Raw genomic sequence first — 24,013 nt, 5'->3', positions numbered from 1 at the left:
CAATTCATCCAGACAGCGACGACAGCGATACCGTTAACGAATAGACTTCGAGGCACCAAACCCGGAGGTTCTATGATCGACCCGTCCTTGATCGACCCACTGTGCCCGGTTGTTTCGGATCTTGATCCCGAGGAACAGGCTGCAAGTTATGACCGTTGGTTTCGGGCCGAAGTACAGGCCTCTCTCGATGATCCGCGCCCGAGTATTCCCCATGAGCAAGTGATGGAGGAAATCAACGCCTTGATGGAATCAATGCGCAAAAGCGCTGATGCAGATTAAGTGGCGACCCAAGGCTCGGGTCGAACTCTCGAAAATCCTGAAGTACATTGGCGAGCGAAATTTTGTAGCGGCGACTGCACTTCACAAGTCCGTCGTAAAAACTACATCTGCGCTTTGTTGGCATCCACACCTGTATCGCAAAGGCCGCTCTCCCGGCACTCGAGAGATTGTGGTAAGCCCGAACTATCTCGTCGTTTATCAAGTGGCGGATCAAATTGAGATTGTGAGCATCTTGCATGCGCGTCAGGAGTACCCTCGACGCGACCCCGGTTAAGATCGCTTCCTCGTCTCAACACAAGAAACCGTGCTTCCCGTGGAGGTACGGTTTTTTTGTATCTTGATCGCTCCCACGCTCTGCGTGGGAATGCCTCTCGGGACGCTCCGCGTTCCAAATTGCGAATTTGACGCAGAGCGCCAGGGGCTGCATTCCTTTGCTGCGCGTGGGAACGATCTAATTAGTCATCCTTCAACTCGACGTGATCCAAGGCTTGATTGACAGCCAATTCGCCCAGCATGACGACCTGTGCGATGCCCAGTGCGGTTTTGCGCTGTGAGGTTTCCAGCGAAGCGGCGAAGTTGATGAGCATTTCGCTGGCCGAGCCGAGGGTTTCGCTGGCGTTGGCTAGCAGGGATTCGGTGTTGTACCTGGGGTTGGCGAGGTACATGGGTTCCGGCTCGTTGGCGCTGGACATGATGTGGGGTGTGGGGTTGAGGTAGAAATCGAGGGCACGGTCGGCGGCTTCGTGGAGTTTTTTGCTGTCGACTGAGGCGTAGGGGGATGTGGTGTTGGTGTCTGGTTCTGGGGGGTTGGGTGTTGGTTTTTTCATGGTGATTCTCTCTCATTGATAGTTGCAGTGGCCCATTCGACTTCCAGGAAAAATGGGTGGCAGCTGTACGCAGGCTGGAAATCCGGGAGAGAGCAACCCGGCAGACACGAATGTCTCCCGCGCACAACCGCCATAACAGAGTGCACACAATGAAAGTGCGCAAGCATACGTTATGAAAGGCGTATCTGCTCTCTCGTGTCTTCGGGTTTCCATGCCCGGTCGCTGAATTGGCAGCGACGAACACAGGCTAGAGACCGGACGTCCGACGGACAACCTGAAAACCTTGTGGGAAGGTTCCGCTGATTCAGACACTTCTTTAAACACACTTCTGATCGCAGCCCTCACCCTAGCCCTCTCCCGGAGGGAGAGGGGACTGACCGAGTGGCTTGGGAGAGGTACGCCGACGTGAAATACCGAGTCGAACTCAGGTTTTGAAAGGCCCAAAAATCGGCTCCCTCTCCCTCGGGAGAGGGCTGGGGTGAGGGGCAAATCCACCAAAAATCCAAAGCCGACCACGGCCCGCTCCTCACCACTCAATAGGCCGAGTGTCAGCTCGCCTGCTCTTGATCTTGATCCACGGGCGACGTCGGAAGGCTGAGTGGAGGGATTGATCCGGGCGTGGGAGCGCAGCGACCGTTTGGCGCAGCCAAACACAGCGAGAGGAGGTGCAGCGAAGCAAACCGTAGGCGCTGCGCCCGGATCGATCCCGGAGCGAAGGAACCCCGAGCTTTAGCGAGCGGGCCGCACGCAGGAGCAAGCCTTTTGGGTTACCTTTTCGGCGTTTGGAAAAGGTGACCCGCCGTAAGGGCGGAACCCTAAGCAGCCGTTACCGCAGAAACGGATATGTACTCAGTCAAAAAGAACCCCGCCGCCTGACAAAAAGCCTTCGCGAGCAGGCTCGCTCCCACAGTGGGAACTGGGTACATCTGCAAGAACCTGGTCGGCCCGAAGGCCGCCACGTTCACTCCGCCTCCGGATCCACCTTGTTCTGGCTCAAATACCGATTCAACACATCATCCTGCCCAGGCACAGAAGCATCCCCCGCCACCTGCCACAACCGCCGCTCAATCCCCTGCGCCACCATATGCCCCACCGCCGCCTCAATCGCCGACAACACACAAAGCTGCGCCGGCTCATTCGTCGTATACCCAACCTCAGCCTCAAGCAACTTCTTGAACTCGATAAACTTGAAAATCCCCGCACTGCGCGCCACCGAATAAATCGTCTTGCTGGTCATCACATTCGCCAACACCTGCCCACTGCGCACATCCACCGCACGCAAGTTCACAGTCACCTGATCCACACGATACTCACGCTGCACATCAATCCCCAGATACCGCGCCCCTTCCCCACCGCTACGCACATTGGTGTCATACGCGATGATCCCGCCCTCGAGCATCATGTTCGCCGCCTGCAACGGTGGCAGCTCACCCTGAATATTCACCGGCGTATTCGGCTTCTTCTGCGACGCGCGAATAATCTTGCGCTCGGTCAACAGGTTCTGCAGCCCTTCCCGCTCAAGCACCACAAACCAGCCACTGGCCTGCATCGCATCCATCAACATCGACGCCGCGCCCTGGGTCACGCTGGTGGAAAACGAACTCGCCGGCGTCGGCTTGTACTGCCCGGTCTGATCACGGAAGCCGTACACCACCGCCATCAACCGGCCCTTGGGTCGCGGCATCTTCAGCAAGTCGTAATAAGTCGAAGCCCTGGGAGTCAGGGTCGGGGTTTCGGTGTCCTGCTCGGCCGACATCGGCTCACGCAGACTGCACCCTTGTAATGTCGCCAACAGCAGCCCTAGCGCGATTAATTTTTTCATGTCCGTCACTCCCCGGAACCGTCAGCCCGTCATGGGTTGAGGCCGTTCACCTGAATTTCCGAAACCTCACCGGTCGCTCGATCGGTCACTTCAATGCTCAGTGCCCCGGAGTCGTCGATGACGTTAACGATAAAAGAGTCGGTGGACAGGCTCCCCGTGTTGCCGGTGGAGATGTTGTCCAGCAACTGCCCTAGCAGCCGCGATTGCAATTGACTGGTGAAACGCTCCAGCGCCGAGGTGCCGGCCACGCTCGAACGGCTTTTCAGGTCCGGATCGTCGTGATCGTTTTGCGCCTGCGCGTTGTTGAGCAACCAGGTGCCGTTGAGCGGGTTGCCGCCGAACGACGGGTTGACCGGCGTGTAGACCAGTTCAGTGGCCTGGACAGCGGCAGCGCTGGCGAGCCCGATCAACAACCCCGAGATCCAGAATCCGCTGCGCCGTGAGAACGTTGTGCTGTTCATAGTTCGTCCTTCTCAAGGTCGGTGGTGTCCTGCAACAGAGCCTCCAGCTTGCGCTGGACAACCTGGCGTCGAACCCAGTCGGCGGCCGCGTAGGCCTCGTCCTTCAGTTCCACGGTGTTCGGCGGCAGGAAGCGCCGATAAACCAGGCGTTGCTGATATTCCACGGTCACCAGGCTGCCCCAGCGCGCGTCGGGCCGCTCGCGCACCACCAGGTTGAAATCCATCCGGCTGGTGTCGCGCAGGCGTTCACTGAACGAGTAGTAAAAGTCGTGGCCGATGTGCGAGATCGTGTCATCGACGATGAAACCCATCATTTCGTCTTCTTCACCGGCATGGACGCAGCCCGCCACCACGGTGAGGACCAACGCGCACCACCATTGGCGAGTCATGGCTGCAGAGCCTGTGGCAAATTCGACTGGCCTTTCGCCGGGCCATTGGTGCCGTCGAGGAAGGCTTTTTCGGCGACGAACTGCCAGTCCGAATAACGCTGCATGCCTTCGAAATCCGACCATTGCGTCGGGAAGCCCGATTGCTTCAAAGGCAGCTCGGTCGAAGGGCTGTTGAGACCGGTGATGCGTCCATCGAAACCGCGTTGCAGCGCCCATTCACCTTGGCCGATCGGGTCCGGATAGAGCTGACGCAAATGATGTTTCGCTTCTGGAAAACGCTGATCGTCGAGCAGATCGACCAACTCTTTCGGGTACTGCGCCAGCCCCGGCGAACTGCGGTAGTAGCTGCGCAGCGCTTGTGCGTATTGGGTGCCGACCCAGAGCAACTGGCGTTCACGGTCACGGCGTGAAGCGGTCGACCACAACTCGCCGGCACTGGCCAGGCCCATGCCCATCACCACAATCAGGAACAGCACGCCCAGATAGGTGAAACCACCCTGCTGCGCACGGTTACCACTCGGAATACTGGCTGCCATCACGCGCCCTCCCGGTAGCACCGCTTTTGATATCGGCCACACCACCGGCAACGCCGTCCGGTGGCGCAATCAGCACCCACTGGTCTTTGCGTTCGGTGATCGGATCGAGTGGCGCGTTGCGCAGGTAACGTTGTTCGATCAGTTGCTCGATGGAATCCGGGTAGCGCCCGGTGTCACCGTAAAAGTGATCCAGCGCCTCGCGCATCGCCGACAGGCTCTGGCGCAGGGTGGTTTCCTTCGACGCTTCGAGGCTGTTGAAGTAGCGCGGCAGTGCGATGGTCATCAGCGTGGCGATGATCGCCATCACCACCATCAACTCCAGCAAGGTAAAACCTTTTTCCCGGCGCATGAGGTTCACCACTCGCGGTAGGCGATGCCGTTGAGGCCCTTGCCCCGGGCGTGGGAGTAGACGTCGAACACGTCCTCGCCATCGCGCGGGTTCTGAGCCGAACTGTTGTAGGCGCGCACGCCCCAACCCCCTTCGTCGTCACGTTTGGCCGGCACCAGCGGATCGCGCGGGATGCGGCGTAAAAAGTAGAACTTGGCGCCTTTGGCACTGCGCACATCGCGCACGCCTTCGACCAGTACTTGCAGATTCGGCGGATAGCCGCTGCTGTTCAGCGATTTCTCGATATAGCCAGCATCGAACGCGCGTTTATAGGCGTCGATGCCATCGCGAATCTGGTACAGCGCGTTGCGCAATTCCTGCTCCTTGCCACGCCGCACCAAAGTCTCGGTCAGCGGCGCCGCCATGCTCGCCAACAGGCCGATCAGGGCCAGCGTCACCACGACTTCGATCAGGGTGAAACCGCGTTGGGAGGCGTTCATGATCAAGGCTTCTCGACGGTGACACGGGTGGTGGCCACGGCCGACTCACCGACGGCACGCGGCTGCGCGGCCGGCGACGGCATCACGTAACTCTGCGAACGATCCGGGGCCTGAATGTGCATGCTGGTTTCGGTGCCGGTGGAGAATTCCATGTCCGACGGGCTCTGGTACGGCAGGTTGCGCACGATCCGTGGGGTGATCGACAGCACCAGTTCCGATTTGCCGACGGTGTCCTTGTTGCTGCCGAACAGCCGGCCAATGCCAGGGATGTCACCGAGGCCCGGGATCTTGTTGCCGGTCGCGCCGTGGTCGTTGCGCATCAGGCCGGCGAGGATCTGCGTTTCGCCGTCATGCAGGCGCAGTGAGGTTTGTGCGTTGCGGGTGTCGACCTGCACCGGGATCGTGCCCTGCCGGGTCGGTTCCAGCGGCGTGGCGTTACTCACTTCGAGAGCAATCTTGATCGCCACTTCGTTGTTCAGGTGCACGGTCGGTTGCACTTCGAGCTTCAGACCGACGTCCAGATAAGTGACGCTCTCAGTGATCACCGGGCCTTGAGTCGACGGCACCGAAGTCGCGCTGATGATCGGCACGCGCTGACCGATGTGGATCCGCGCCTGCTCACGGTTGCTCACACGAATCACCGGGCTGGCGAGAGTGTTGATGTCATTGTCCTGGGCGTTGATCTTGGCTTGCGGCGACGGCGAGATCGAAATCCGGCTGGAGTTGATGCCTTTCAGTTGATCAAGCAGGGTCACCGCCGAACCGTCGCTGTTGACCACGCCGAAGGTGTTCGGCCATTGCAGGCCGAGGTCGAGAATGCGCTGGGTGGCGACTTCCATCACCTCCACTTCGAGCACCACTTCCGGGTTCGACTGGTCTTGCGACTGCAGGAGTTTCTCGGCCATGCGCACGGCGTCTTCGGTGTCGCGCATGGTCAAGGTGTTGAGGCGTTCGTCGACGAACACGTCACGGGTCTTGAGCATGGTTTTGACCATGTTCAGCGCGGTGTTGGCGTCAATGCTGGTCAGGTAGAACGTGCGCATCACCAGTTCCTGGTAATCCTTCACTTTCTGCGGCGAATCCGGGTAGATCAGCAAGGTGTTTTCGTTCACCACTTTCTGGTGCAACTGGTTCTGTTGCAGCAGCAGGGTCACGGCGTCTTCGATACGCACGTCACGCACGAAGATCGTCGCTTTCATGTCCGGGCGCAGGTCTTTGTCGAAAATGAAATTGAGCCCGGCGACCTGCGACAGCACTTCAAAAATGGTCTTCAGGTTGGCGTCGCGAAATTCCAGGGTCACTGGCCGATCAAGCTTGGTGCGCAGTTGCGGATAGGCAATCACGTTGCGGCTCTGCACCAGACGAATGTTGCCTTGCAGCTCCAGCGCTCCTTCGTTATTCGGGTCGAGTTCGAGGATCTGTTTGACCTGGCGATCAGCGCCGTAGATGTCGCCACGACGCAGGTCGCCACGCGCCAGTTCCAGTTTTTCGTCCATGCTGCGCAGGTAATCCATCTGCTTCAGGGCATCCTGAGCCCGGCGGTTGTTCGGCTCGATGGTCAGCGCGCGGTTGTAGGCCACCCGCGCCGAAGCGAAGTCGCGGCGCGAGCGGTCAGTGTCGCCGGTCGTCAGCAACGCCGTGATCGCCTTGGCCCGACCGCTGTTGAGCAGCAAGTGCAGCTCGGTGTCCCGTGGGTTTTCGCGCAGGCCTTCTTCGATTCGGGCCAGCCCCGCCTCGTACTGACCCTGTTCAATCAGGTCGGCGGCTTCCTTGTTGGCCACTTGTGCAGAACTGCACGCGGCCAGCCCGGCACACAGGCCCAGGCTCATCAGCAAACGGGAACGTTTCATTGCGTACTCCCCACAGACAGGGTCTGCGACAAATGCAAAGGCAGGTAGACCAGACTCAATTCCACATCGGAAATGCCGGTGATCTTCCAGGTGTCGTCGATCACATCCCCGTTGCGCACGACGTAGATCTTTTCGCCGTTCTGCAAAAACACTTGCAGGTCGCTGCGGTCATGCAGCCTTCCGACGAACTGAAACGGCACCGGTGGCAGGCTCGGGGCTTGCACCACAGTTGCTGGATTGATGGCCATTTCGGTGACCGTGGCCAGAGTAGGCGCGGCCTTCCAGGATTTGGCCGCGAACAGGTCGCCGGCCGGGCTCAGGTCCTTGATCGGCGCATCCTTGGCCTTGGCGGTGCTGGCCGGCAGCGCGCCCCGGGTTTTCCCCGGCGTAGCGACAGCCACTTCGTTGGAATCGGCGTCTTCGCTCGGCGAGAAATATTCCGGCAACCACGCCAGCGCGGCCGCTACGCCGAAGAACGCCAGCCAACCTGTCACGCGTTTGGTATTCATAACGACCTCGACAGGTAAAGGGTCATACGGATCCGGCCATTGAGGTCGGTGTCGCCAATCTTCTTGCGCTGCAACTCGAGGTCTTCCACCACCACCGCCGGCAACTGACCAAGCAAGGCATGCAGAAAGCGGCGCAGTTGCGGGTAGCTGCCGCGCACTGGCAAGAGGATCTGATAACGCGCGAGATGGGTTTTCGGGTCGACGCCGAGGGCGTATTCGCCGCGCGCCAGGGTGATGTGTTCTTGCGCTGCGAGGGCGTAGATGCGGTCGATGGCGACGGTGGCTTGCGGCTGCGCCGGCAGTTTGTTGCGGAAGTCGTCAAGCTGACGCTGCGGCACCACCGGCGGCGCGATGCTGCCGTCTTCAACCTTGGCCAGGTACGCGGTGGCTTCCTGAGTCTGCAGGCTCAAGTGCTGCAACGATTGCCAGCCCGGCAGCAAACCACCGAGTACCCAAGCCACGGTGACCAGCAGCAGCGCCAGCCCGGCCAGGCCAGGAACGCCGAGGCCTTGCAGGTATTCGTGGACGATCAGTCTAGGGATTCGCATCGCCAATCTCCCAAGTCGCCGACAGGTTGAATTGCACCGGTTGTTCCGGCGATTTGACGACGATTTCGTGGCTGAGCAGCGACACGTCGGACAGCTCGTCGCTGCCTTCCAGACGTTTGTGGAAGTCGAGCATCGCTTGCAGATCCCGCGCTTCGGCGCTGATGCGTACCTGGCCTTTGCGCGCATCCGGGGTCAGGGTCAGCAGCGCGACGTCATCGCGCGGCATCGCTTCGAGCATGGCGAACAGGCGTTCCCATGGCCGGCGCAATTGCTGCGAGACCTTGCGCATCTCGGCGAGGTTTGCCGCTTGCTCGCGGGTTTCCGCCGGGCTCAGGGTGGATTTGGCAGCGCTGTCGCCGGTGAGCTGACGCTGGGTGGTTTGCAGGTGGCCTTGTTGCTGTTCGGTGTGCGCGTCGAGGTGCTGTTGCACGCCGAAGCACAGCAGCGCCAGCAGTACACCGCCGCCGAGCAAGCTCCAACCCAACGGGCCGGAACGCGGACGCGGCTGAAAGTCGAGATTGAGCGCGCGCATGTCAGGCCACCGCCCGGGACATGACGTACAAGCCGTCACGCACGTTCATCGCGTCGTCTTCAAGGGTGCGCAGTTGCACACCCGCCACGTCCGGATGCGCATCGAGGCGCGCCGGGGCATGCAGATAAACGTTGAACGCGCGTTCGCTGGTCGAGGCTTGCAGCTGCCGTTCGCGACCGATCAGGGCATTCAACGCGGCATCGCTGTCGCTACCGCCCACTGAGCGCACACCGGCCCAGCGCCCTTCCCTTGCGAGCAACAACACGCTGCGTTGCGGCTCGGCGACGACAAAGAGGAAGTCGCCGGCATCGAGGCTTTTGTCGAAGCGGTTGAACGCCGCCATCAGGTACGGCTGCACCGAGCGCAGGCGCAAACCGCGACCGCTGACCAGCACCCGCAAGCGTTCAAGCAAGTCTTGAGGCAAGGCACTGGCGATGCGGTCGTAACCGGCCGGTTCCGCAGACAGCACCAGACTCCACGGCTGGGTCGGCGCACCGAACAGGTCTTCGAAACACAGTTGGGCGAAACCACGCAGTTCTTCCGGGCTGCTGATCTGCGCGCTCCATGGCACCAGGCAGAAGCGGCTGAAGTGCCCGGAGATGACCACGCTCAATTCGGCACCGGCGCGGGCGTGTTCACCGAGCAGGCGATCGAGGGTATCCAGCGCCACCGCGTAGCTCTGGAAGCCTTCGTCGATGTAGCCGACGCTGCCCAGCCACAGGGTGTCGCTACCGCGCCGCTGACCGAGGCCAACACCGCTGGCGCCGAGCACGGCGACAAAACGCTCACGAGATAAATGTGACACGATTGATCTCCTCCAGCGTGGTGCGACCTTGTTCCACCAGTTCCAGCGCCGATTCGCGCAGCAGGCGCAAACCACGGGCACAGGCCAGGGCTTTGATTTTTTTGATCGGTTGGCGCTCGACGATCATCTGGCGCAGCTCGTCGTCGAGGTGCAGCAACTCGGCAATCGCCGTGCGCCCGCGATAACCGCTGCCCCGGCAGTGGCCGCAGCCTTTGCCGTGGACGAAGTGGTAGTGATCGACTTTCTGCGGATCGAGGCCCGAGGCGCACAGCTCTTCATCGCTTGGATTGACCGGCGCGCTGCAACTGGCGCACACCAGCCGAATCAGGCGCTGGGCGAGAATCGCGTTGAGCGCCGAGACCAGGCTGTACGGGTCGATTTCCATTTGGGTGAAGCGGCCAATCACGTCGAAGACGTTGTTGGCGTGGATGGTGGTGAACACCAGGTGGCCGGTGAGCGCCGATTGCACGGCGATCTGCGCGGTGTCCGGATCACGGATTTCGCCGACCATGATCTTGTCCGGGTCGTGGCGCAGGATCGAGCGCAAACCCCGGGCGAAGGTCAGGCCTTTTTTCTCGTTGACCGGGATTTGCAGCACCCCCGGCAATTGATATTCGACCGGGTCTTCGATGGTGATGATCTTGTCCACGCCGTGGTTGATCTCGGTGATCATCGCGTACAGCGTGGTGGTCTTGCCGCTGCCGGTCGGGCCAGTCACCAGGACCATGCCGTAGGGTTCAGCGGCGAGGCGGCGCAACTGGCGCAGGGTTTCGTCTTCAAAGCCCAGCGCCTGCAACTGCACGCCGCAGACCTTGTCGGCCAGATCCTGCTTGTCGAGGACACGCAGCACCGCGTCTTCGCCGAAAATGCTCGGCATGATCGACACGCGGAAGTCGATCTGACGGCCACTGATACCGATCTTGAAGCGACCGTCCTGCGGCACGCGTTTCTCGCCGATGTCCAGTTCAGCCATGACCTTGACCCGCGAGATCACCTGCTCGGAAAACTCGTTGCCCTGGACTTTGCTGATGTTGTTGAGCACGCCGTCGATGCGGTACTTGATCACCAGACCGTGGCCGGTGGTGCCGAGATGGATGTCACTGGCGTGCATTTTCAGCGCGTCGTAGAGGGTCGAGTTGACCAGTTTCACCACGCTGCTGGCGTCTTCGCTGATGCTGGTCAGCGACAGGCTTTGCAGGGTGTCGATTTCGTGGTGAGTGTCGCCCTGAGCGTTCAGCGATTCGACGGCGTGGAAGCTTTCTTCGTGGCGGGCCAGATAGGCCTTGAGATCATCGGCGTGCACCAGATGCAGCGGCGCGCCGTGCAGGCAATCGTCGATCCAGGCCAGCCGCGCCGGGTCGAAGGGGTCGGCAAACACGCCGATGACTTCGTCGTTGTGGCGCAGCAGGATGAATTCGCGTTTCAGGCATTGTGCGAGGGTGACGCGGTCGAACACCGGCGTCGCTTGAAACAGGCTGTCGGTGTCGAGCACCGGGTAATGCAGGGTGGCGCCGAGGGTATGAATGAACGGCATCGGCGCCAGTTCACAGAGTACGCAAAGGGCTTCAAGCACGCGTTCGCCAGAGGTGGCGGCCCGCGCCCGGGCCTGGGCAAGCTGTTCACTGGAAAAGCGCTCGGGGGCGCATTCGGCCAGCAGCGGTTCGACGACAACGGACAGACGTTCCATGGCTTGCTCTCCAACCTGGGCTTAGAGCCCTGTCGGCGCGGCAAACCTTGGCGGCAAGTGCCGGAACGTCTGTTCGCGCCATTACTCCCCGGTGAGCATTTGATCGTCGTCCGGCGCCATGGGTCGCGACTGCCGTCGCCGATCCGCCAACACCCAACTGCCATCGTACAACTGCAACGGGAAGCTCTCGGTCCTGCTCTGGCGTCGTTCGACGAAACCCTCGGAAGGGTTTGCACCGGGTTTCGCTTCGCGCTTGAAGCCCAGAAGGTCGCAGACAGCTCGGGCCAGTTCCGCCAAAGGAAACGGTTTGAACAGGATGTGGCTGACCCCCAGTTGCCGCGCCCGCTCACAGACTTCAGCGGTCGGGTGACCCGTTATCAGCACAAAATGGCACGTCCTGTTCTGGCGGACCGCGTCGAGCACCTCAAAGCCTTCCATATCGGGCAAGCGGTAATCGAACACCAGCACGTCGGGGGCAAAGGTTTCGGCCAGGCCGATCGCCGTCGCTCCGTCATGTGCAATCCGGACGTCCAGCCCCTGCGCCGACAGATAATCCTGAAGGTTCTGTGCAAGCAGCTGTTCGTCTTCGACAACCAGTACTTTGTTAACCAAGGTCGACTCCTTGAAACAGCAGGTCCGATGACCCCGCCCTGAGAGTGCGCCTTACCAGGGGTAACGCACACTTCATGCCAGGCTGAGTGCCGGTAATTTTACGTCTTCATGTCCTTGAATTTAATGACAATGCCCGCTCGTCCCGGTACCCCGTTCCCCAGAAACGGGGAAGCACCTGAATGGGCATCGAAGCCATTCCCCACTATTGGGGGGGAACCTTCAGTCGTCGTCAATTCGTTCGATCCTGTTCTGCACCCGTAATTGCGCGAGCACTTGGCGACGAGCCTGGGTCTGTTGCTGTCGGGCGAGCTGTGCCCTGACTGTATCCAGCCCCTGCAAATCTGGGACATCGGCGGTCTCCAAGTGGTTCGGCAAATAAATCACATGCCAGCCGAACGGTGAACGCAGCGGATCGCTGGCAAAACTCGCGCCGCTGACAATCGAGGCTCGCATTTGCATCAAGCGTAGACGCGCTGCGGCGACTGTGGCTGCATCGGCTTGCGCAGGCACGCGAATCAACAGGTGCCGGGGTTGCAAGGTATTGGCGCGGATCAGCTCGGCAAACATCTGCTGCGCCGCCATTTCCCGGCGGGTGTACTCGGTGAAGGACGCCTCATCGAAACCGGCGTCCTGCAAGCGCCGGACGAATTTATCCGTGCCGCCGATGGCACTGCGGGTCTGCTCGACTTGCTGACGCACCACTTGATCGTCGATCTGCACACCGCGCTTTTGCGACTCCTGCCACAGCAGTTCTTTGTCGATCAGCGTTTGCAGCGCTGCCTGACGCAGCTCTTTATAGGCCCTGGGGCTACGAATGCTCGCCACGGCGCGGCCCTGATCTTCGAGGTATTCGGCGAAGAAACGCTCGAAGCGAAACCCGGAGATTTCCTCGCCATTGACCCGCGCCACGGCCGGTTCGTTATTGGCCCACGCCAGTGGCAACCAGCAGGTCAGCAGCCATATCAGCGTTGTCAGTTTCATGATCGGGCCCTCCATTCAGGGGCTGGCAACAATCGGTTTATAAGGGGCGACCAGATAGAAGCGCTGATCGGGCAATTCCACGGTGACCACATGGGCGCCGCTCAGACCCAGGCGTCGTCCGGGGCCGAAACTCAGGCGCGGGGTCAGGCCGGTGTCGAAGTCGTGCAGGCCTTCCAGCGCCATCACCAGTTTTTCGCGGCTGGCGTCGCGGCCGGCCTGCTTCATGCCTTCGCTGAGCAACAGCATCGAGGCGAAGGCGCCGACTTGCAGCACCGCGTGTTGCGCACCGAGGCCCTGGCCTTCGCGCAGCAGCGTCAGGGCCATGCGCCCGGTCTGGGTCCAGTCGCTGGGCACGAACGGATAGGCGAGAAACACCCGCCGAGTAAAGCCGTCCGGCACTTGCAGCAGATCGCCGGCCACCTGGCTTGAAGCGGCGAACAGATACGGCACCTGCCCGGCGCTTTGCAGTCTCGTCGCCAAACGACTGAAACCGCCGCCATTGCCCAGATAGAACACTGATCGCGAACCCAGCGGCAAAGCCTCTGCTGTCGGATCGTAGGCTTGCAGAAGGACTTTCTGCCAGCCGTGATCCTGTAAGTATTGAGCGAGGGTGGTTGCCGCTTGCGCTTGTAAAGGGTCATCGGGATAGGCAATCAGGGTCGGTCCTTGCAGCACGCGCAGGCTGGCCGTGGCGTAGTCGGCCAAGGCGATCAGTTGTTCGCGCAAGCCCGGCAGCGGCTCGAAAATCTGCGGACTGGCCTGCATCGATCCGAGCAACGACAAAGCGCCAATCAGCGGTACGCCAGACTGCTCCAGTCGACTCGCCAGTTCACTGTCGAGGGCCGGCGCCAGCGGCGCGATCAGGGCGAACACCTGCTCCTGCTCGATCAATCGCTGCAAGGCCTGTTCGGCACTGGCGCGATCCGGGCCGGGATCGATCACCGTCAACCGCAACTGCCGACCGTGAATGCCGCCAGCCTGATTGATCCGCGCGACGCTGCCATTGAGCACCGCTGCCACTGTCGCGCCCTCCTCGGCTAATGGGCCTTGGCTGGGCAGCAAGGTGCCCAGGTGCAGGGTCTCGGCGTCGAGGCCGGGGTCGCGCTCATCGGCCAGACGCTTGAGGTACGCGGTGAGATTGCGCCGATCTTTCATCGACAGCAGAAAGCGCGGCATGCTCGGGTCGAGGCGATTGTGGCCGGGGTCGCGGCCCTGCTCAATGGCCGTGGCCAGAGTGCTTTCGGTGTACGCCGGATAGCTGCGCCCATTGACTTGTTGCTGGCCATACGTGCTGGTCAGCCGCGCCCAGTTCAGCGGCGGCGGACGCACCCCGCCTTCGGGTCGCCCGAGGCCATCGGCGCCGTGGCAATTGGCGCACGGCAGACTCGTTGCCGGCAGCAACATATCCGCTGCGCCAACCCGCGCCATGATCGCTTCGCCGCTAGCTGACAGGCCTTGGCGGTACAGGCGCTTGCCTGCCGCTTCCTCCGCAGTCAGCGGCGCAGCGCTCGCGCCAAGGCTGACGCCAGCGAGCAGGATCAGGGCGAGTACACCGCTCAGGTTCATGGCGCGAACTCAGCGGCCAGCCACGGGCATTGTCAGCAACTGCAAGCGCTGGGCAATGGCGGCGGCCGGGGCGTCGGGACGGATCTTGCTCCAGCGTTTATTGGCGACATCGCCGACGATCAACTGCGTGGAATGCTGCTCGGGCGTCGGCACGATCTGGCCGATGCGGCTCAATACCAGGTCCATCTGCGCTTTGTCGCCAGTAAGAAAAAGCCAATGAGGGTCATCGGAACCCTGCTTCAAGGTGTAAGCCTTGAGCACCGCCGGCGTGTCGCGCAGCGGGTCACTGGTAAGGGAAATGAAGGTGATGTCCTGCGCCTTGTCACCGAGCAGCTCGCGGACTTCTTTGAGCTTTTGGGTGATCAGCGGACAGGCATCGTTGCAACTGGTGAAAATCACGTTGAGCAGCACTATGCGGTTTTGCAGCGCATCGCTGTAGAAGCGCAGGGTTTCGCCGTTCTGATCCTGCAACGGCGTGTCGGTGAACCAGGTTTTTGCGTCGTGGGTGCCTTTGGCCGGCGCGGCAGCCACAGCGGCTGGCGGCTCGGAGACGTGGCCTTCGTGGGCGAACGCGACGTTACCAAGAATCCAGAAACACACGGTCAGGGAGATCCAGTCGAGCGCTCTCATGGCTGTTGCTCCATGGCGATGGCGGTGTGTTTGGCGTGTGTGCGCAGACCGCTGAGTTTTTCCACCTCCTTGGCCAGCAGCGCCGGATCAGTGAAGCCGTAGTAGCGCATCCAGTGGCGGCTATCGCCGTCGCCGACAAGGATCAGCGGCTGATGACTCTTCAGGTCGCCGCTGAAACTGCCGAGGCCCTTGAGGGTTTCATTGATCGACTGCGGCGAGCCGGTCAGCCAGCTCCAGCCCGGCCCGCGCTGGAAGGTACGGGCGTAATCCTGCAGGCGTTTCGGGTCGTCGCGCTGTGGGTCGATGCTGATCGAAACCAGTTGCACTTCCTCGCCGACCCGCGCACCGAGTTGTTTCTGCACCTTGCCCATGATCGACGAGACCACCGGGCACACCGTGGTGCAACTGGTGTAGATAAAGCTCATGACGACGATTTTGCCCTGCACCAAGTCTTGTTCGAGGCGCACTGTTTTACCGTTCTGATCGAGCAGCGGCACGTTGGCGAATTTCACTTGGGCGTGTTCCTGAGTGCTGCTGGCCGGGGCTTTGTGTCCGGCGTGTTCATCGGCCGAATGAGCGTGGACTTGTTGAATGCCAACGCTCAACAGACACAGGGTCAGCAGGCCAGTGGATGCAAATCGGTTCATGTCGAAACTCCTCTTCAACGGGCCTGGCCGGGGGCTACCCGAACACTGGCAAAGGTCTTGTCATCGAAACCGGCGCCCAACGAGGCCGCACGTACATGCAGATACCAGGCGCCGCTGCGGTCGAGGGTGATCGGCGCTTCGTACACGCCGTCGGCGACTTCCAGCGCCGCCACTTCGCGGGGATGCGAGGTGGGCGCGAGGTAGTAGCGCAGTTGCACGTCTTTGACGCCGCTGCGCTGGGTTTTGTCTTTGCCTTGAACGATGCGGAAACGCACGACGTAAGGGTCGTTGAGCGCCACGGCCGTCTTATCGAGAAGGAACTCGACTTTCGGCTGGCCGAGGCGTTTTTGCGGTTTGCCGTCAGGATCAATCTGCGCGGTGAAGCAGTGAATGATGTTCGGTTGGTTGAGCAGGAACGCCACGTCGAAACGCCCCGCTGCCGGCAGTTTTACCCGCGCGCTGTACAAGCCCGGCGAGACCTCGCGCAGGCTGCGATCGATGACCATGGCGGCGCGGGCAATCTGGCCACGGTTGGGGTAACCGGACATCGGCGCGTTCATGCCTTCGGCGTAGAAGTAGGTGGTGTTGTCGACCGGGTTGACCACGAACACCGCGTTGTCATCCCGCGACACCGCGAGGCTTGAGGCCAGCGGCAAATCCCCCGCCAGACGCGGCGCTTGCGGGCCGGCCTCGAAGCCTTGACTGATCGGTTGGCGGCCCTCTCCGAGGGAGGACAGGTTGATCATGGTGACTTTTGGTGAAGCGAGTCCGCGGATATAGGCGTAGGCCTGGGTAAACACCACTTGGTAGGGTTCGGCGCTGACGTCGAGGTCGTGGATCGCGCTGTTGGTCGCGGCATCGATGACGCTGGCGCGGTTTTCCACGGTGTTGAGCACTACACCGAAGCGGCCGTCGGCGCTGAAGCCCATCGGGCCGAGGCCTTGCTGCAGTTTGATCACCCGGCGGATGGCGTGGGTGCTGGCGTCGATCACGGTGACGGTGCCGTCCTTGCCATCGGCGACGTAGACCGCGCCGGACAGCGCTGAGTAGGCGACTGACAAGGGATGAGAGCCGGTTTTGATCTGCTGGACGATGCTCAGGCTGGCGATGTCGATCACGCTGACGGTGCCGTCGTCGCGGTTACTGACGAAGGCAAAACGGCTGTCCTTGCTGAAGCTGATTTCGTGGTGGCCGCGACCGGTCTGCAAATGCTTGAGGGGTTTGAGGCTTTGGCTGTCGATCACCGTTACGCCGGAGTCTTCGGCTTTGCTGGCGTTGTTGCCGACCCACAGCAGGCGTTCGTCCGGTTGCAGCGCCACGCGCACCGGTTGGCTGCCGGCTTTGACCGAATCGAGAACCTTGAATTGTTCGCTGTCGATAACGGCCACTTCGCCCGCTGTCGGCATCGAGACGAACACGCGTTTGTTGTCTTTTGGGGTGACCCAATCCATCGGTGGTTGCTTGAGTTCGATCCGCGCCAGGGTGCTGGTGATGCCGCCCACTGACACCGACGGATCGACCACGGCGATGCTGGCGTCGCGGTTCATCACCAGCAGGAAATAGCTGTTGAGGTCGAGCAACGGCCGCGCGCCGATGTTGGACTTGAGAAACACGCCGACCCGGGCTTTGCAGCTCTGGTCGCGGCCCTGGGCTTTATCGGCGGCGAGGGTTTGCGGATCGACCCAGGCGCCCGGCGCTACCCCGGACAACGGCTGGCCGGAAGCGCTGTCAGTGACGTGGAACTGCACATCGGCAAATTCGCCTTCGCGCAGTTTACCGTCGGCGGCCAGCGGCTTGAGATTGAAATCCACCGCCACACCGTCGCGGTTCAGCGTCTGCTCGCCAGCGGTTTGCGCCAGCGCAATCTCACTCAGCGTCAACAACGCCCCGGCCATGGCCAGGGTGCAAATACCGATGATGTTGATGATCCTGTTCATACCACCCTCCCCTCATTTGCAAACCCATCCCTGTAGGAGTGAGCCTGCTCGCGATGACGTCATCTGCCTCACCATCCGAAACCGAGTTGCCCCAATCGCGAGCAGACTCACTCCTACATGGGATTTGCATTCATCCCGCAACCTCACTGCCCACCGCAGACCCTGTGGGAGCTGGCTTGCCAGCGATGGCGTCCGTCCTGTCACATCAATGGCGCCTGTGCCGCCGTCATCGCTGGCAAGCCAGCTCCCACAGGTTTTGTATCCATCCCGTCAATCTCACTGGCACCCCTGGCCCCTTGTGGGAGCTGGCTTGCCAGCGATGGCGTCCTTCCTGTCACATCAATTGCGCCTGCGCCGCCGTCATCGCTGGAGAGCCAGCTCCCACAGGTTTTGCATTCATGCCGCAATCTCATTGCCACACCTGGCCCTTTGTGGGAGCTGGCTTGCCAGCGATGGCGTCCTTCCTGTCACATCAATTGCGCCTGCGCCGCCGTCATCGCTGGCAAGCCAGCTCCCACAGGTTTTTTATCCAGCCCGTCAAACTCACTGGCACCCCAGCTCCCACAAGGATTTGCATCCACAGGGATATTGTCGTTGCACCCATTTCTACTGCCCCTGCGGTGCCGGTTCCGGTTCGTTGGTCACGCGCAGCAAGCCCCATAACCCGGAGGTGTTGCCGTAGGCGCCGTAGTCGCGGAACAGGTAATCCCCCGGGATCGCATTACTGCCGCCGGCGCTCGGGATCATGAAGCTGAAGTGCGCAGCCGGCAGGATGCTTTCGTGGGCGCCGATGTACATCGACATCGGGTTGTAGCCGAAGCGCACCGAGCCGACGCCCGGCGTGCCCATCGGATAACCTCCGGTGTCGCTCTTCTCGGCCTGGAACGGGTTCACCGACCAGACGTGCCCGTCGAGCTGGAACGTGGTGCCGCGACTGCCACCGCTCGGCATCAGGATGTGCGTACGCAACGGCTGCCCCGGTTTGGCATACAGCACAGGCGTCTGCGGATCACCGCCGACCAGCGCATTGCTGTAGGCCATGTGCGCATTGACCATGTCGCCGTAACCCGCGCCATCGGCATGCCCGAACGGTGCGTCCGGGGCGAGGCCGAAGCGATACCACAGCGGTTCGGTCTTGTAGTTGATCGCCATGCTCGAGTTGTCCTGCGGATCGGTCGGCACGCCGAAGCCCTCAGCGGCAATCCCTTCCACCGGCCGGCCATTGGCCCAACGGGTGTTCAACGCCTTGTGCCAGACCATCGCGAAGTCGCGGTAGCTGGTTTGCCCTGGCGCCGTAACCGTGGCGTTGACCTTGCGCGCATCGTCGACCCAGGTCGCGCCGATCGGCAGGATACTCATCGCCCCACCGAGGCCTTTTTGCGGTTGCTTGATCACGTCCGCCGGGGTGATGTTCAAGCCGCCGAACTCGACCGCCGTGGCGTTGATGTTGTCGACGCTGCGGCCCAGTTGCGTCACCGGTTTGCCTTCACGCTCCAGGTGCCCGGCGTAGTACTGATAGGTACGGGTCGGGTACGCGCCGCTGCTGCCAATGCGCGGCGGCACGGTCTGGATCGGGTTGGCGCCGACGTTGGCGCCGTCGGATTTGGTGATGTCGTACGCCAACAATTGCGCGTGCAGACCGACGTGGCTGGACGGCCGCATCAGGTTGTTGCTGAAGGTGGTCGAACCCAGACCGCTGTTGCGATCACGCTTGACCATGCCCTGCATCACGGCAGTCTGGGTCAGGTCAGGCATCACGCTCGGCAGACGGTTTTCCAGAGTGATGTTGATGCAATCCCCCGCGGCTGCACGCAGCACCAACGGCTCGACCGGAATGCCGGGTTTGAGCTTGCCACTCACCGGATCGAGATCGGATTTGCGCACATACAGAATCGCGGTCGGATCATGCAACGGACCACTCTGCCCGCCGATGGTGATGGTTTCGCCATCCTCGGGATCGGTCACCGTGACCTGCGGAATGCTCACCGTGCGCGAGTTCAGCACCAGGGTACCGCCCGCTGGATTGAGCGACCCGCCGACATGCTGGCCAAGCCCTTCGGGATCGCCGATGGTCAGGCCCAGCGTATTGCCGAGGATGTCGTTGGCCAGCGCCGCGACCACTTCATAGTTGCGCTGCACGGTTGGCCGGGTGCCAATGCCGTTAGGGTTGGCGCCATAGCGCGGGCAACTGCCCTCGAACGCTACGGTGTTGCGCATGCCCGCCGGGCTTGGGTTGTTGGGGATGGCGAACAGGTCGGCGCGTTTGGCGGTGTAGTTGCGCATCACGCCCCAGATACCGCTCCAGTAGCCTTCGATCGAAGCGTCCATCGAGTACAGATAATCACCCGTGGTCGCCGCCGAACTGGACAGCATCGACACCGGCGCAATGAAGCCCATCTGCTCGGAGATACCGATCATTTGCGACGCGCGCCAGCCGGAGTTGGAGCTGTTGCCGAAACCGGAACCGCTCTGCAGCCATTTCACACCGTGCAGGGTGACGTTGTGCTCTTCTTCATGGCCACCGGCATGCACCCGCAGCCGCACGTTGTCGCCGGTGTAAGTACGCAGCATCGGCGTGAACGGATCGCCCGGTTCGGCGCCGCCCTTGTTGATGTGTGGCGGGAACAGCGTGGTGCCGCCGGTTGGGCCGGTCGCCGAGGTGAGCAGATTCGGCGCCAGGTTCATCGCCGGGATCGCCCGGTCGGTACGGCTTTGCATGGCGAACGACAGATCGCCACCGAGGCCGTCGGCCTGCATGCCGCGCTTGCCGTCCGGACCGACCTTGTTCGGGTCGTACACGCGCAGGGCCAGCGGTTCGTTGCGATAGTTGACGACGAACATGCCCGGGTCATCCACCGAAATCGCCTGCGGACATGGCCGGCTCGGGCAGCCCGGAACCTGACCGCCCTGCACTTCCAGCACACCCTCAAGCAGGTTGCTGGCGTTGTTACGCACTGGCGGGTTGATCGCGTAACGGAAGCTGTCGGCAGTGGCCGGGAACGCCTGCGCGTTGGGCACACCGTTAGGGCCAGCACCGACGTAAACGCCAGCTTCATAGGCGTGCTGGAAGTCGCTGTACTCGAGGAAGAACTCGCGGAAGCTGTCGTTCTTGCCGTCGCCATCGAGGTCACCGGTGTTGATCACCGCTTGCCACGACGTCGGCCCACCGTCCTGACGCGCGCCGCTATAGAGAGGCTCGCCGGTTTCGGCGTGGAACCAGGTGGAACCGGCCGGCTCGGCGAGCACAGTCGCGTACAAACCGATCTGTTGGTGCGTCGATGGGCCTAAGTGGTCGTGGGTGAAGATGGTGCCGAGGCCGCGATCGACGCCTTTGGCGTTGACCACCGGATCGACGAACCAGCGCTGCATCGCCGTGCGCGCACCGACCCAATCGGCGCGCCCGTATTGGCCGAAGAACGGATGGTTCTTGGCTTTCGGGCAGGCCTGGGTGCCGTCACGTGGATCGGTGCCGGCGCACTGATTGAATTCGCGAATCGCGTGAATGCGTTCCTGCACGGCGCCGGGCGAGAGCACGCCATCCTCGTAGTTCCAGCCGTTGGACGAGCCGTCCGCCGAGGTCAGGTCCCACTTCGGCAAGTGAATGTGCTGGCCGATCACATCGGTCGGCGTGCGCACCTGATAGTCGTCCATCTCGTAGGTGGCCGGCACCAGGTTGGTTTGCTGGTATTGCACGCAATCGAAGGTGTTCATGCGCATCACCAGCGGCTCTGGCGGACGCTGCTTGGTGATTACCGGCCAGGCGTCTTCCCACAGCGCGAGAATGCGCGCCTGCGGGAAGTGATAACCGACCTTGTTGTACACCGCGTCGAACTGGATGTTGGCGGCTTTATAGATCCGTGGGCGGTCGGCGGTGAAGCTCGAGGCGCCGACGAAGGACATGCCGTCGATGCGTTCACCGCTGGCGAATTCACCGCTACCGGCGCTAGCGGTCAGGCGTTTTTGCCGGTCATCCATGCACGGTTCGTAGTACGGCGCACCCGCCATCGGCAAGGCACCGTTGGTGCGGAACGCCTTGGCCACCACTTGATTGCCGGGCAGCAAGGCGTAGCTTGGGTGATCTTTTTTCGCGTGGAAGGCCATCGCGGCCTGTTCGACTTCGGTGCCTTCTTCCGGCAGGTAAATCGGCTTGGCACGGGTGACTTCCTTGGAGAAATCCAGCGAGGTGGTCACGGTATGCGCCTCGCCACCGGCCGCGACGCCGTCGAGTGCGTGCCGTTGCAAGCCGCCATCCCAACCGCCGGACTGCGCGGGATCAAGGTTGGCCCACAGCGCTTTGCCGCTGGCCTTGAGCGATTGCGCGGTGGCGGCGTCGAGCATGTCCAGCGGCGGGGTTGGCGGACGTTGGCCGACCGAACTTTCCATGCCGCCGATCCAGAACGGATAGCCAGGGTTTTTCAGGCTGCCGTCGGCGTTGCGGTTGGCTTCGCTGCGATCGACCAGCGCCAGCGAGCCGATGGCTTGACCGCCGGCGTTGCCACCATGGTGCTCGCCGTCGTCATCGCCCTCTTCTTCGTCATCGTCGTCATCATTGCCGGCGACCAGGGTTTCGCCGATTTTTGGCACCACCACGACTTTGCCCGGCATTGGCGCCATGGCTTTGCCCGGCAGCGGCACAATCGCCGGAATCGGTGTACCGGCAACGATTTCGCCGTCAGGCAAGGCGCGCGCGCCGGCCGCCGGTTTGCCGCTGCGCAAGGCAAACGGTTCGCTGTGGTAACCGTCGGCGCCTTGCTGGGAAACATCGAGTCGGGTGCCTTCTTCGAACACGTCGTGCACACGCCACATGGCCCACATGCCTTGGGCGAAGTGCGGATAGAAATGGCAGTGATAGATCGCATCGCCAGCCACGCGGTTGCGGTTGCCCGAACCACCGTTGGCGATTTCATAGGTATAACCGGCGCCCGGGCCAATGCCCTGGGCGTCGACGTAATCGGAGTTGTCGTCGTTGGGGTTGAACAGCCACTGATGGCCGTGCAGGTGGAAGATGTGCTGCTCGTGGCCATTGTGGGTATTGCGGAATTTGACGAAGTCGCCGATGTAGCTGTGGTTGACGTTCGACGGCTCCGACGGATACAGGGCCATGGTGGCTTTCACGCCGATCTGATCGGCGCGCGGTATCTGGCCGGGGGCGATGTTCTCAAGCCCGGTGTTGGCCGGCACATCCACCAGCATCGCCACATCGCCGACGGTGTGCGAGCTGAGGAAGAATTCTTCATAGGCGCACGACAGGCAATCGTGCATCGGCCCCACACCCAAGCGGTTGGCGACCACTTCGGCGCCCATGCCGCCGGAGCCATAGTTGATCATGAACGAGTCGCGGGTCGGCTCCAGCACATGGGCCATCACCGGATCAGCCCAGTACGCCGGGAATGCTTGAGTGGCGGCGGTTTCATCCTGGAATTGCGAGGCAAAATCACGGAACGCTTCGAGGCGGTTGGGGATTGCCGGGTTGCGTTTGCCGACCGATTCCAGCGGATAGGTGCTGGATGGGAAGCTGCCGTCGGCGTTGCTGCCCATGACAATCGCATCGCTTTCGCTGGAGATGATTTCACTGCCGTCGACCATGTTGATGATCGGCGTTCCGGCCTTGCCTTCGCGCAACCACGGTTCGCGCTGTGGGTAGCGCGCCTGGTAATCAACGATCGGTTGACCGGTGGGTGCGCGGCCCGTGGTGGCCAGGCGCATTTCTTCTTCGGTGAGGGTATTGCGATAAGTGCGACCACCCTTGGGTAGGACGACGACCTGGCCGAACAAGCCATTGGCGACGTTGCCGGCCGCGCCCTCGCCGCCAAACGTTGCGCCACGGCTGCTCACGGCAAACGCGCCTTCACGTTCGGCGAACAAGGTATAGGAACGGCTCGCGCCGGGTGGCACCAGGGTGTTGGCGTTACGCCCGGTGAACGAAGAAATGTCATCGATGCTGTTCACCGCTTGCAGGCCGTTGACCTGGAAGCCGACGTGACGATCCGCCACCTGCTCATCGACTTTGAAGTCTTCGGCGCCGTTGGTGTTCTCGGCCCCCTCCTCTTCGCCCTCGTTTTCAAAGTGCTTGTTCGGGTTGGCCTGATAGTCGAGCAGGTTCTGCAGATTGATCGTCAGGCAATCGCCGGCCGCCACGCGTAACACCAATGGCCGTGGGCGCTTGTCCGGGCGCAGCGAGACTTTGCCCGGCACTGCGGCGCCGCCGTAAGCCAGCGACTGCTCATGTTCATCGACCACATCGCGGCGCAGGGCGAACATCATGCCGTTGATGTTCTGTGCACCGAGGCGGTTGAACATCAGCGGTTGATCGAAGGCGACGACGTTGGCCACCAGGTTGCGCTCGCAACGCACGGCCGCGCCGGCCAGTTCGACGCTGAGCATCGAGGCCAGAATCAGCAGCCAGTTAATCAGGGACGGAGCGTGAGGAAAGCCAGCCATGATCAGGAACCTCGTAGTGGGTGCTCGTGGGAACACTTCTCGACAAATGCCTCGGAGCAATCCGCGTGCCACAAAAAATTGCATTAATGTTCAATCAGTTACCGCGACCACTTGAGCATCCGGGGA

22 protein-coding genes are annotated in these 24,013 nt (G+C 61.8%); 2 read left to right on the top strand and 20 right to left on the bottom strand.

All coding sequences use genetic code 11. From position 1 onward, the window contains the following. Positions 1 to 72: 72 nt before the first annotated feature. Both LOY43_RS10385 and LOY43_RS10380 read left to right on the top strand, forming a co-directional pair. Complete coding sequence (locus LOY43_RS10385; RefSeq protein WP_034152589.1) at positions 73 to 279, top strand: hypothetical protein; 207 nt, start codon at positions 73 to 75, stop codon at positions 277 to 279. Next, complete coding sequence (locus LOY43_RS10380; protein ID WP_016983362.1) at positions 269 to 553, top strand: type II toxin-antitoxin system RelE/ParE family toxin; 285 nt, start codon at positions 269 to 271, stop codon at positions 551 to 553. Before LOY43_RS10385 ends, LOY43_RS10380 begins: the two co-directional genes overlap by 11 nt. Positions 554 to 734: 181 nt before the next feature. On the opposite strand, the gene LOY43_RS10375 is transcribed toward LOY43_RS10380, so the two are convergent. From LOY43_RS10375 to mnxG, 20 genes are all read right to left on the bottom strand, one after another. Beyond that, complete coding sequence (locus tag LOY43_RS10375) at positions 735 to 1,106, bottom strand: DUF6124 family protein (protein WP_095047565.1); 372 nt, start codon at positions 1,104 to 1,106, stop codon at positions 735 to 737. 961 nt (positions 1,107 to 2,067) lie between these two features. Then, positions 2,068 to 2,928 (bottom strand): CsgG/HfaB family protein, encoded by an 861-nt coding sequence (locus tag LOY43_RS10370; protein ID WP_258709562.1) that lies wholly within the window; start codon positions 2,926 to 2,928, stop codon positions 2,068 to 2,070. A 29-nt stretch (positions 2,929 to 2,957) separates the two neighbouring features. Continuing rightward, positions 2,958 to 3,389 (bottom strand): curli assembly protein CsgF, encoded by a 432-nt coding sequence (locus tag LOY43_RS10365; protein WP_016987875.1) that lies wholly within the window; start codon positions 3,387 to 3,389, stop codon positions 2,958 to 2,960. Then, a complete protein-coding gene (gene csgE, locus LOY43_RS10360) occupies positions 3,386 to 3,778 on the bottom strand; it encodes a curli production assembly/transport protein CsgE (RefSeq protein ID WP_258709561.1) in 393 nt (130 codons plus the stop codon). Before csgE ends, LOY43_RS10365 begins: the two co-directional genes overlap by 4 nt. Beyond that, positions 3,775 to 4,314 (bottom strand): type II secretion system protein, encoded by a 540-nt coding sequence (locus LOY43_RS10355; protein WP_123374842.1) that lies wholly within the window; start codon positions 4,312 to 4,314, stop codon positions 3,775 to 3,777. The genes csgE and LOY43_RS10355 overlap by 4 nt, the downstream gene beginning before the upstream one ends. After that, entirely contained in the window at positions 4,289 to 4,663 is a 375-nt protein-coding gene (locus LOY43_RS10350; protein WP_007919395.1) for a type II secretion system protein, read from the bottom strand. The genes LOY43_RS10355 and LOY43_RS10350 overlap by 26 nt, the downstream gene beginning before the upstream one ends. A gap of 5 nt (positions 4,664 to 4,668) precedes the next feature. Continuing rightward, the gene (locus LOY43_RS10345; RefSeq protein ID WP_102902833.1) at positions 4,669 to 5,142 is read right to left on the bottom strand and encodes a type II secretion system protein; all 474 of its coding nucleotides are present in this window, start codon (positions 5,140 to 5,142) and stop codon (positions 4,669 to 4,671) included. Between the two features lie 2 nt (positions 5,143 to 5,144). After that, a complete protein-coding gene (locus tag LOY43_RS10340) occupies positions 5,145 to 6,992 on the bottom strand; it encodes a secretin N-terminal domain-containing protein (RefSeq protein WP_134174149.1) in 1,848 nt (615 codons plus the stop codon). Next, on the bottom strand, positions 6,989 to 7,501 hold the full coding sequence (locus LOY43_RS10335; protein ID WP_258709560.1) for a hypothetical protein: 513 nt from the start codon (positions 7,499 to 7,501) through the stop codon (positions 6,989 to 6,991). Before LOY43_RS10335 ends, LOY43_RS10340 begins: the two co-directional genes overlap by 4 nt. Next, complete coding sequence (locus LOY43_RS10330) at positions 7,498 to 8,049, bottom strand: type II secretion system protein M (protein WP_258709559.1); 552 nt, start codon at positions 8,047 to 8,049, stop codon at positions 7,498 to 7,500. Before LOY43_RS10330 ends, LOY43_RS10335 begins: the two co-directional genes overlap by 4 nt. Next, the gene (locus LOY43_RS10325; protein ID WP_258709558.1) at positions 8,036 to 8,581 is read right to left on the bottom strand and encodes a PilN domain-containing protein; all 546 of its coding nucleotides are present in this window, start codon (positions 8,579 to 8,581) and stop codon (positions 8,036 to 8,038) included. Before LOY43_RS10325 ends, LOY43_RS10330 begins: the two co-directional genes overlap by 14 nt. Before the next feature lies 1 nt (position 8,582). After that, positions 8,583 to 9,386 carry a hypothetical protein gene (locus tag LOY43_RS10320; protein WP_258709557.1) on the bottom strand — a complete coding sequence of 268 codons (804 nt, stop codon included), beginning with the start codon at positions 9,384 to 9,386 and terminating at the stop codon, positions 8,583 to 8,585. Further along, on the bottom strand, positions 9,367 to 11,073 hold the full coding sequence (locus tag LOY43_RS10315; protein ID WP_258709556.1) for a GspE/PulE family protein: 1,707 nt from the start codon (positions 11,071 to 11,073) through the stop codon (positions 9,367 to 9,369). Before LOY43_RS10315 ends, LOY43_RS10320 begins: the two co-directional genes overlap by 20 nt. A gap of 81 nt (positions 11,074 to 11,154) precedes the next feature. Continuing rightward, positions 11,155 to 11,685, bottom strand: a complete 531-nt coding sequence (locus tag LOY43_RS10310; RefSeq protein WP_064392623.1) for a response regulator — start codon at positions 11,683 to 11,685, stop codon at positions 11,155 to 11,157. 219 nt (positions 11,686 to 11,904) lie between these two features. Next, positions 11,905 to 12,666 carry a SurA N-terminal domain-containing protein gene (locus tag LOY43_RS10305; protein ID WP_258709555.1) on the bottom strand — a complete coding sequence of 254 codons (762 nt, stop codon included), beginning with the start codon at positions 12,664 to 12,666 and terminating at the stop codon, positions 11,905 to 11,907. Positions 12,667 to 12,681: 15 nt separating this feature from the next. Continuing rightward, the gene (locus tag LOY43_RS10300) at positions 12,682 to 14,232 is read right to left on the bottom strand and encodes an ABC transporter substrate-binding protein (protein WP_258709554.1); all 1,551 of its coding nucleotides are present in this window, start codon (positions 14,230 to 14,232) and stop codon (positions 12,682 to 12,684) included. Positions 14,233 to 14,241: 9 nt separating this feature from the next. Next, the gene (locus tag LOY43_RS10295) at positions 14,242 to 14,862 is read right to left on the bottom strand and encodes an SCO family protein (RefSeq protein ID WP_095047580.1); all 621 of its coding nucleotides are present in this window, start codon (positions 14,860 to 14,862) and stop codon (positions 14,242 to 14,244) included. Next, positions 14,859 to 15,509, bottom strand: coding sequence for an SCO family protein (locus LOY43_RS10290; RefSeq protein ID WP_258709553.1), 651 nt, complete (start codon positions 15,507 to 15,509; stop codon positions 14,859 to 14,861). Before LOY43_RS10290 ends, LOY43_RS10295 begins: the two co-directional genes overlap by 4 nt. A 14-nt stretch (positions 15,510 to 15,523) precedes the next feature. After that, on the bottom strand, positions 15,524 to 17,446 hold the full coding sequence (locus tag LOY43_RS10285; protein ID WP_258709552.1) for a YncE family protein: 1,923 nt from the start codon (positions 17,444 to 17,446) through the stop codon (positions 15,524 to 15,526). A 606-nt stretch (positions 17,447 to 18,052) separates the two neighbouring features. Beyond that, positions 18,053 to 23,887, bottom strand: a complete 5,835-nt coding sequence (mnxG, locus tag LOY43_RS10280; RefSeq protein WP_258709551.1) for a manganese-oxidizing multicopper oxidase MnxG — start codon at positions 23,885 to 23,887, stop codon at positions 18,053 to 18,055. Positions 23,888 to 24,013: the final 126 nt, after the last annotated feature.

Origin of the sequence: Pseudomonas sp. B21-041, assembly GCF_024748675.1 — a bacterium.
GTDB classification, from domain to species: Bacteria; Pseudomonadota; Gammaproteobacteria; order Pseudomonadales; family Pseudomonadaceae; genus Aquipseudomonas; species Aquipseudomonas neuropathica.
The sequence above is the reverse complement of the archived record's forward strand: the minus strand, read 5'-3'. Positions and strand labels throughout refer to the sequence as shown.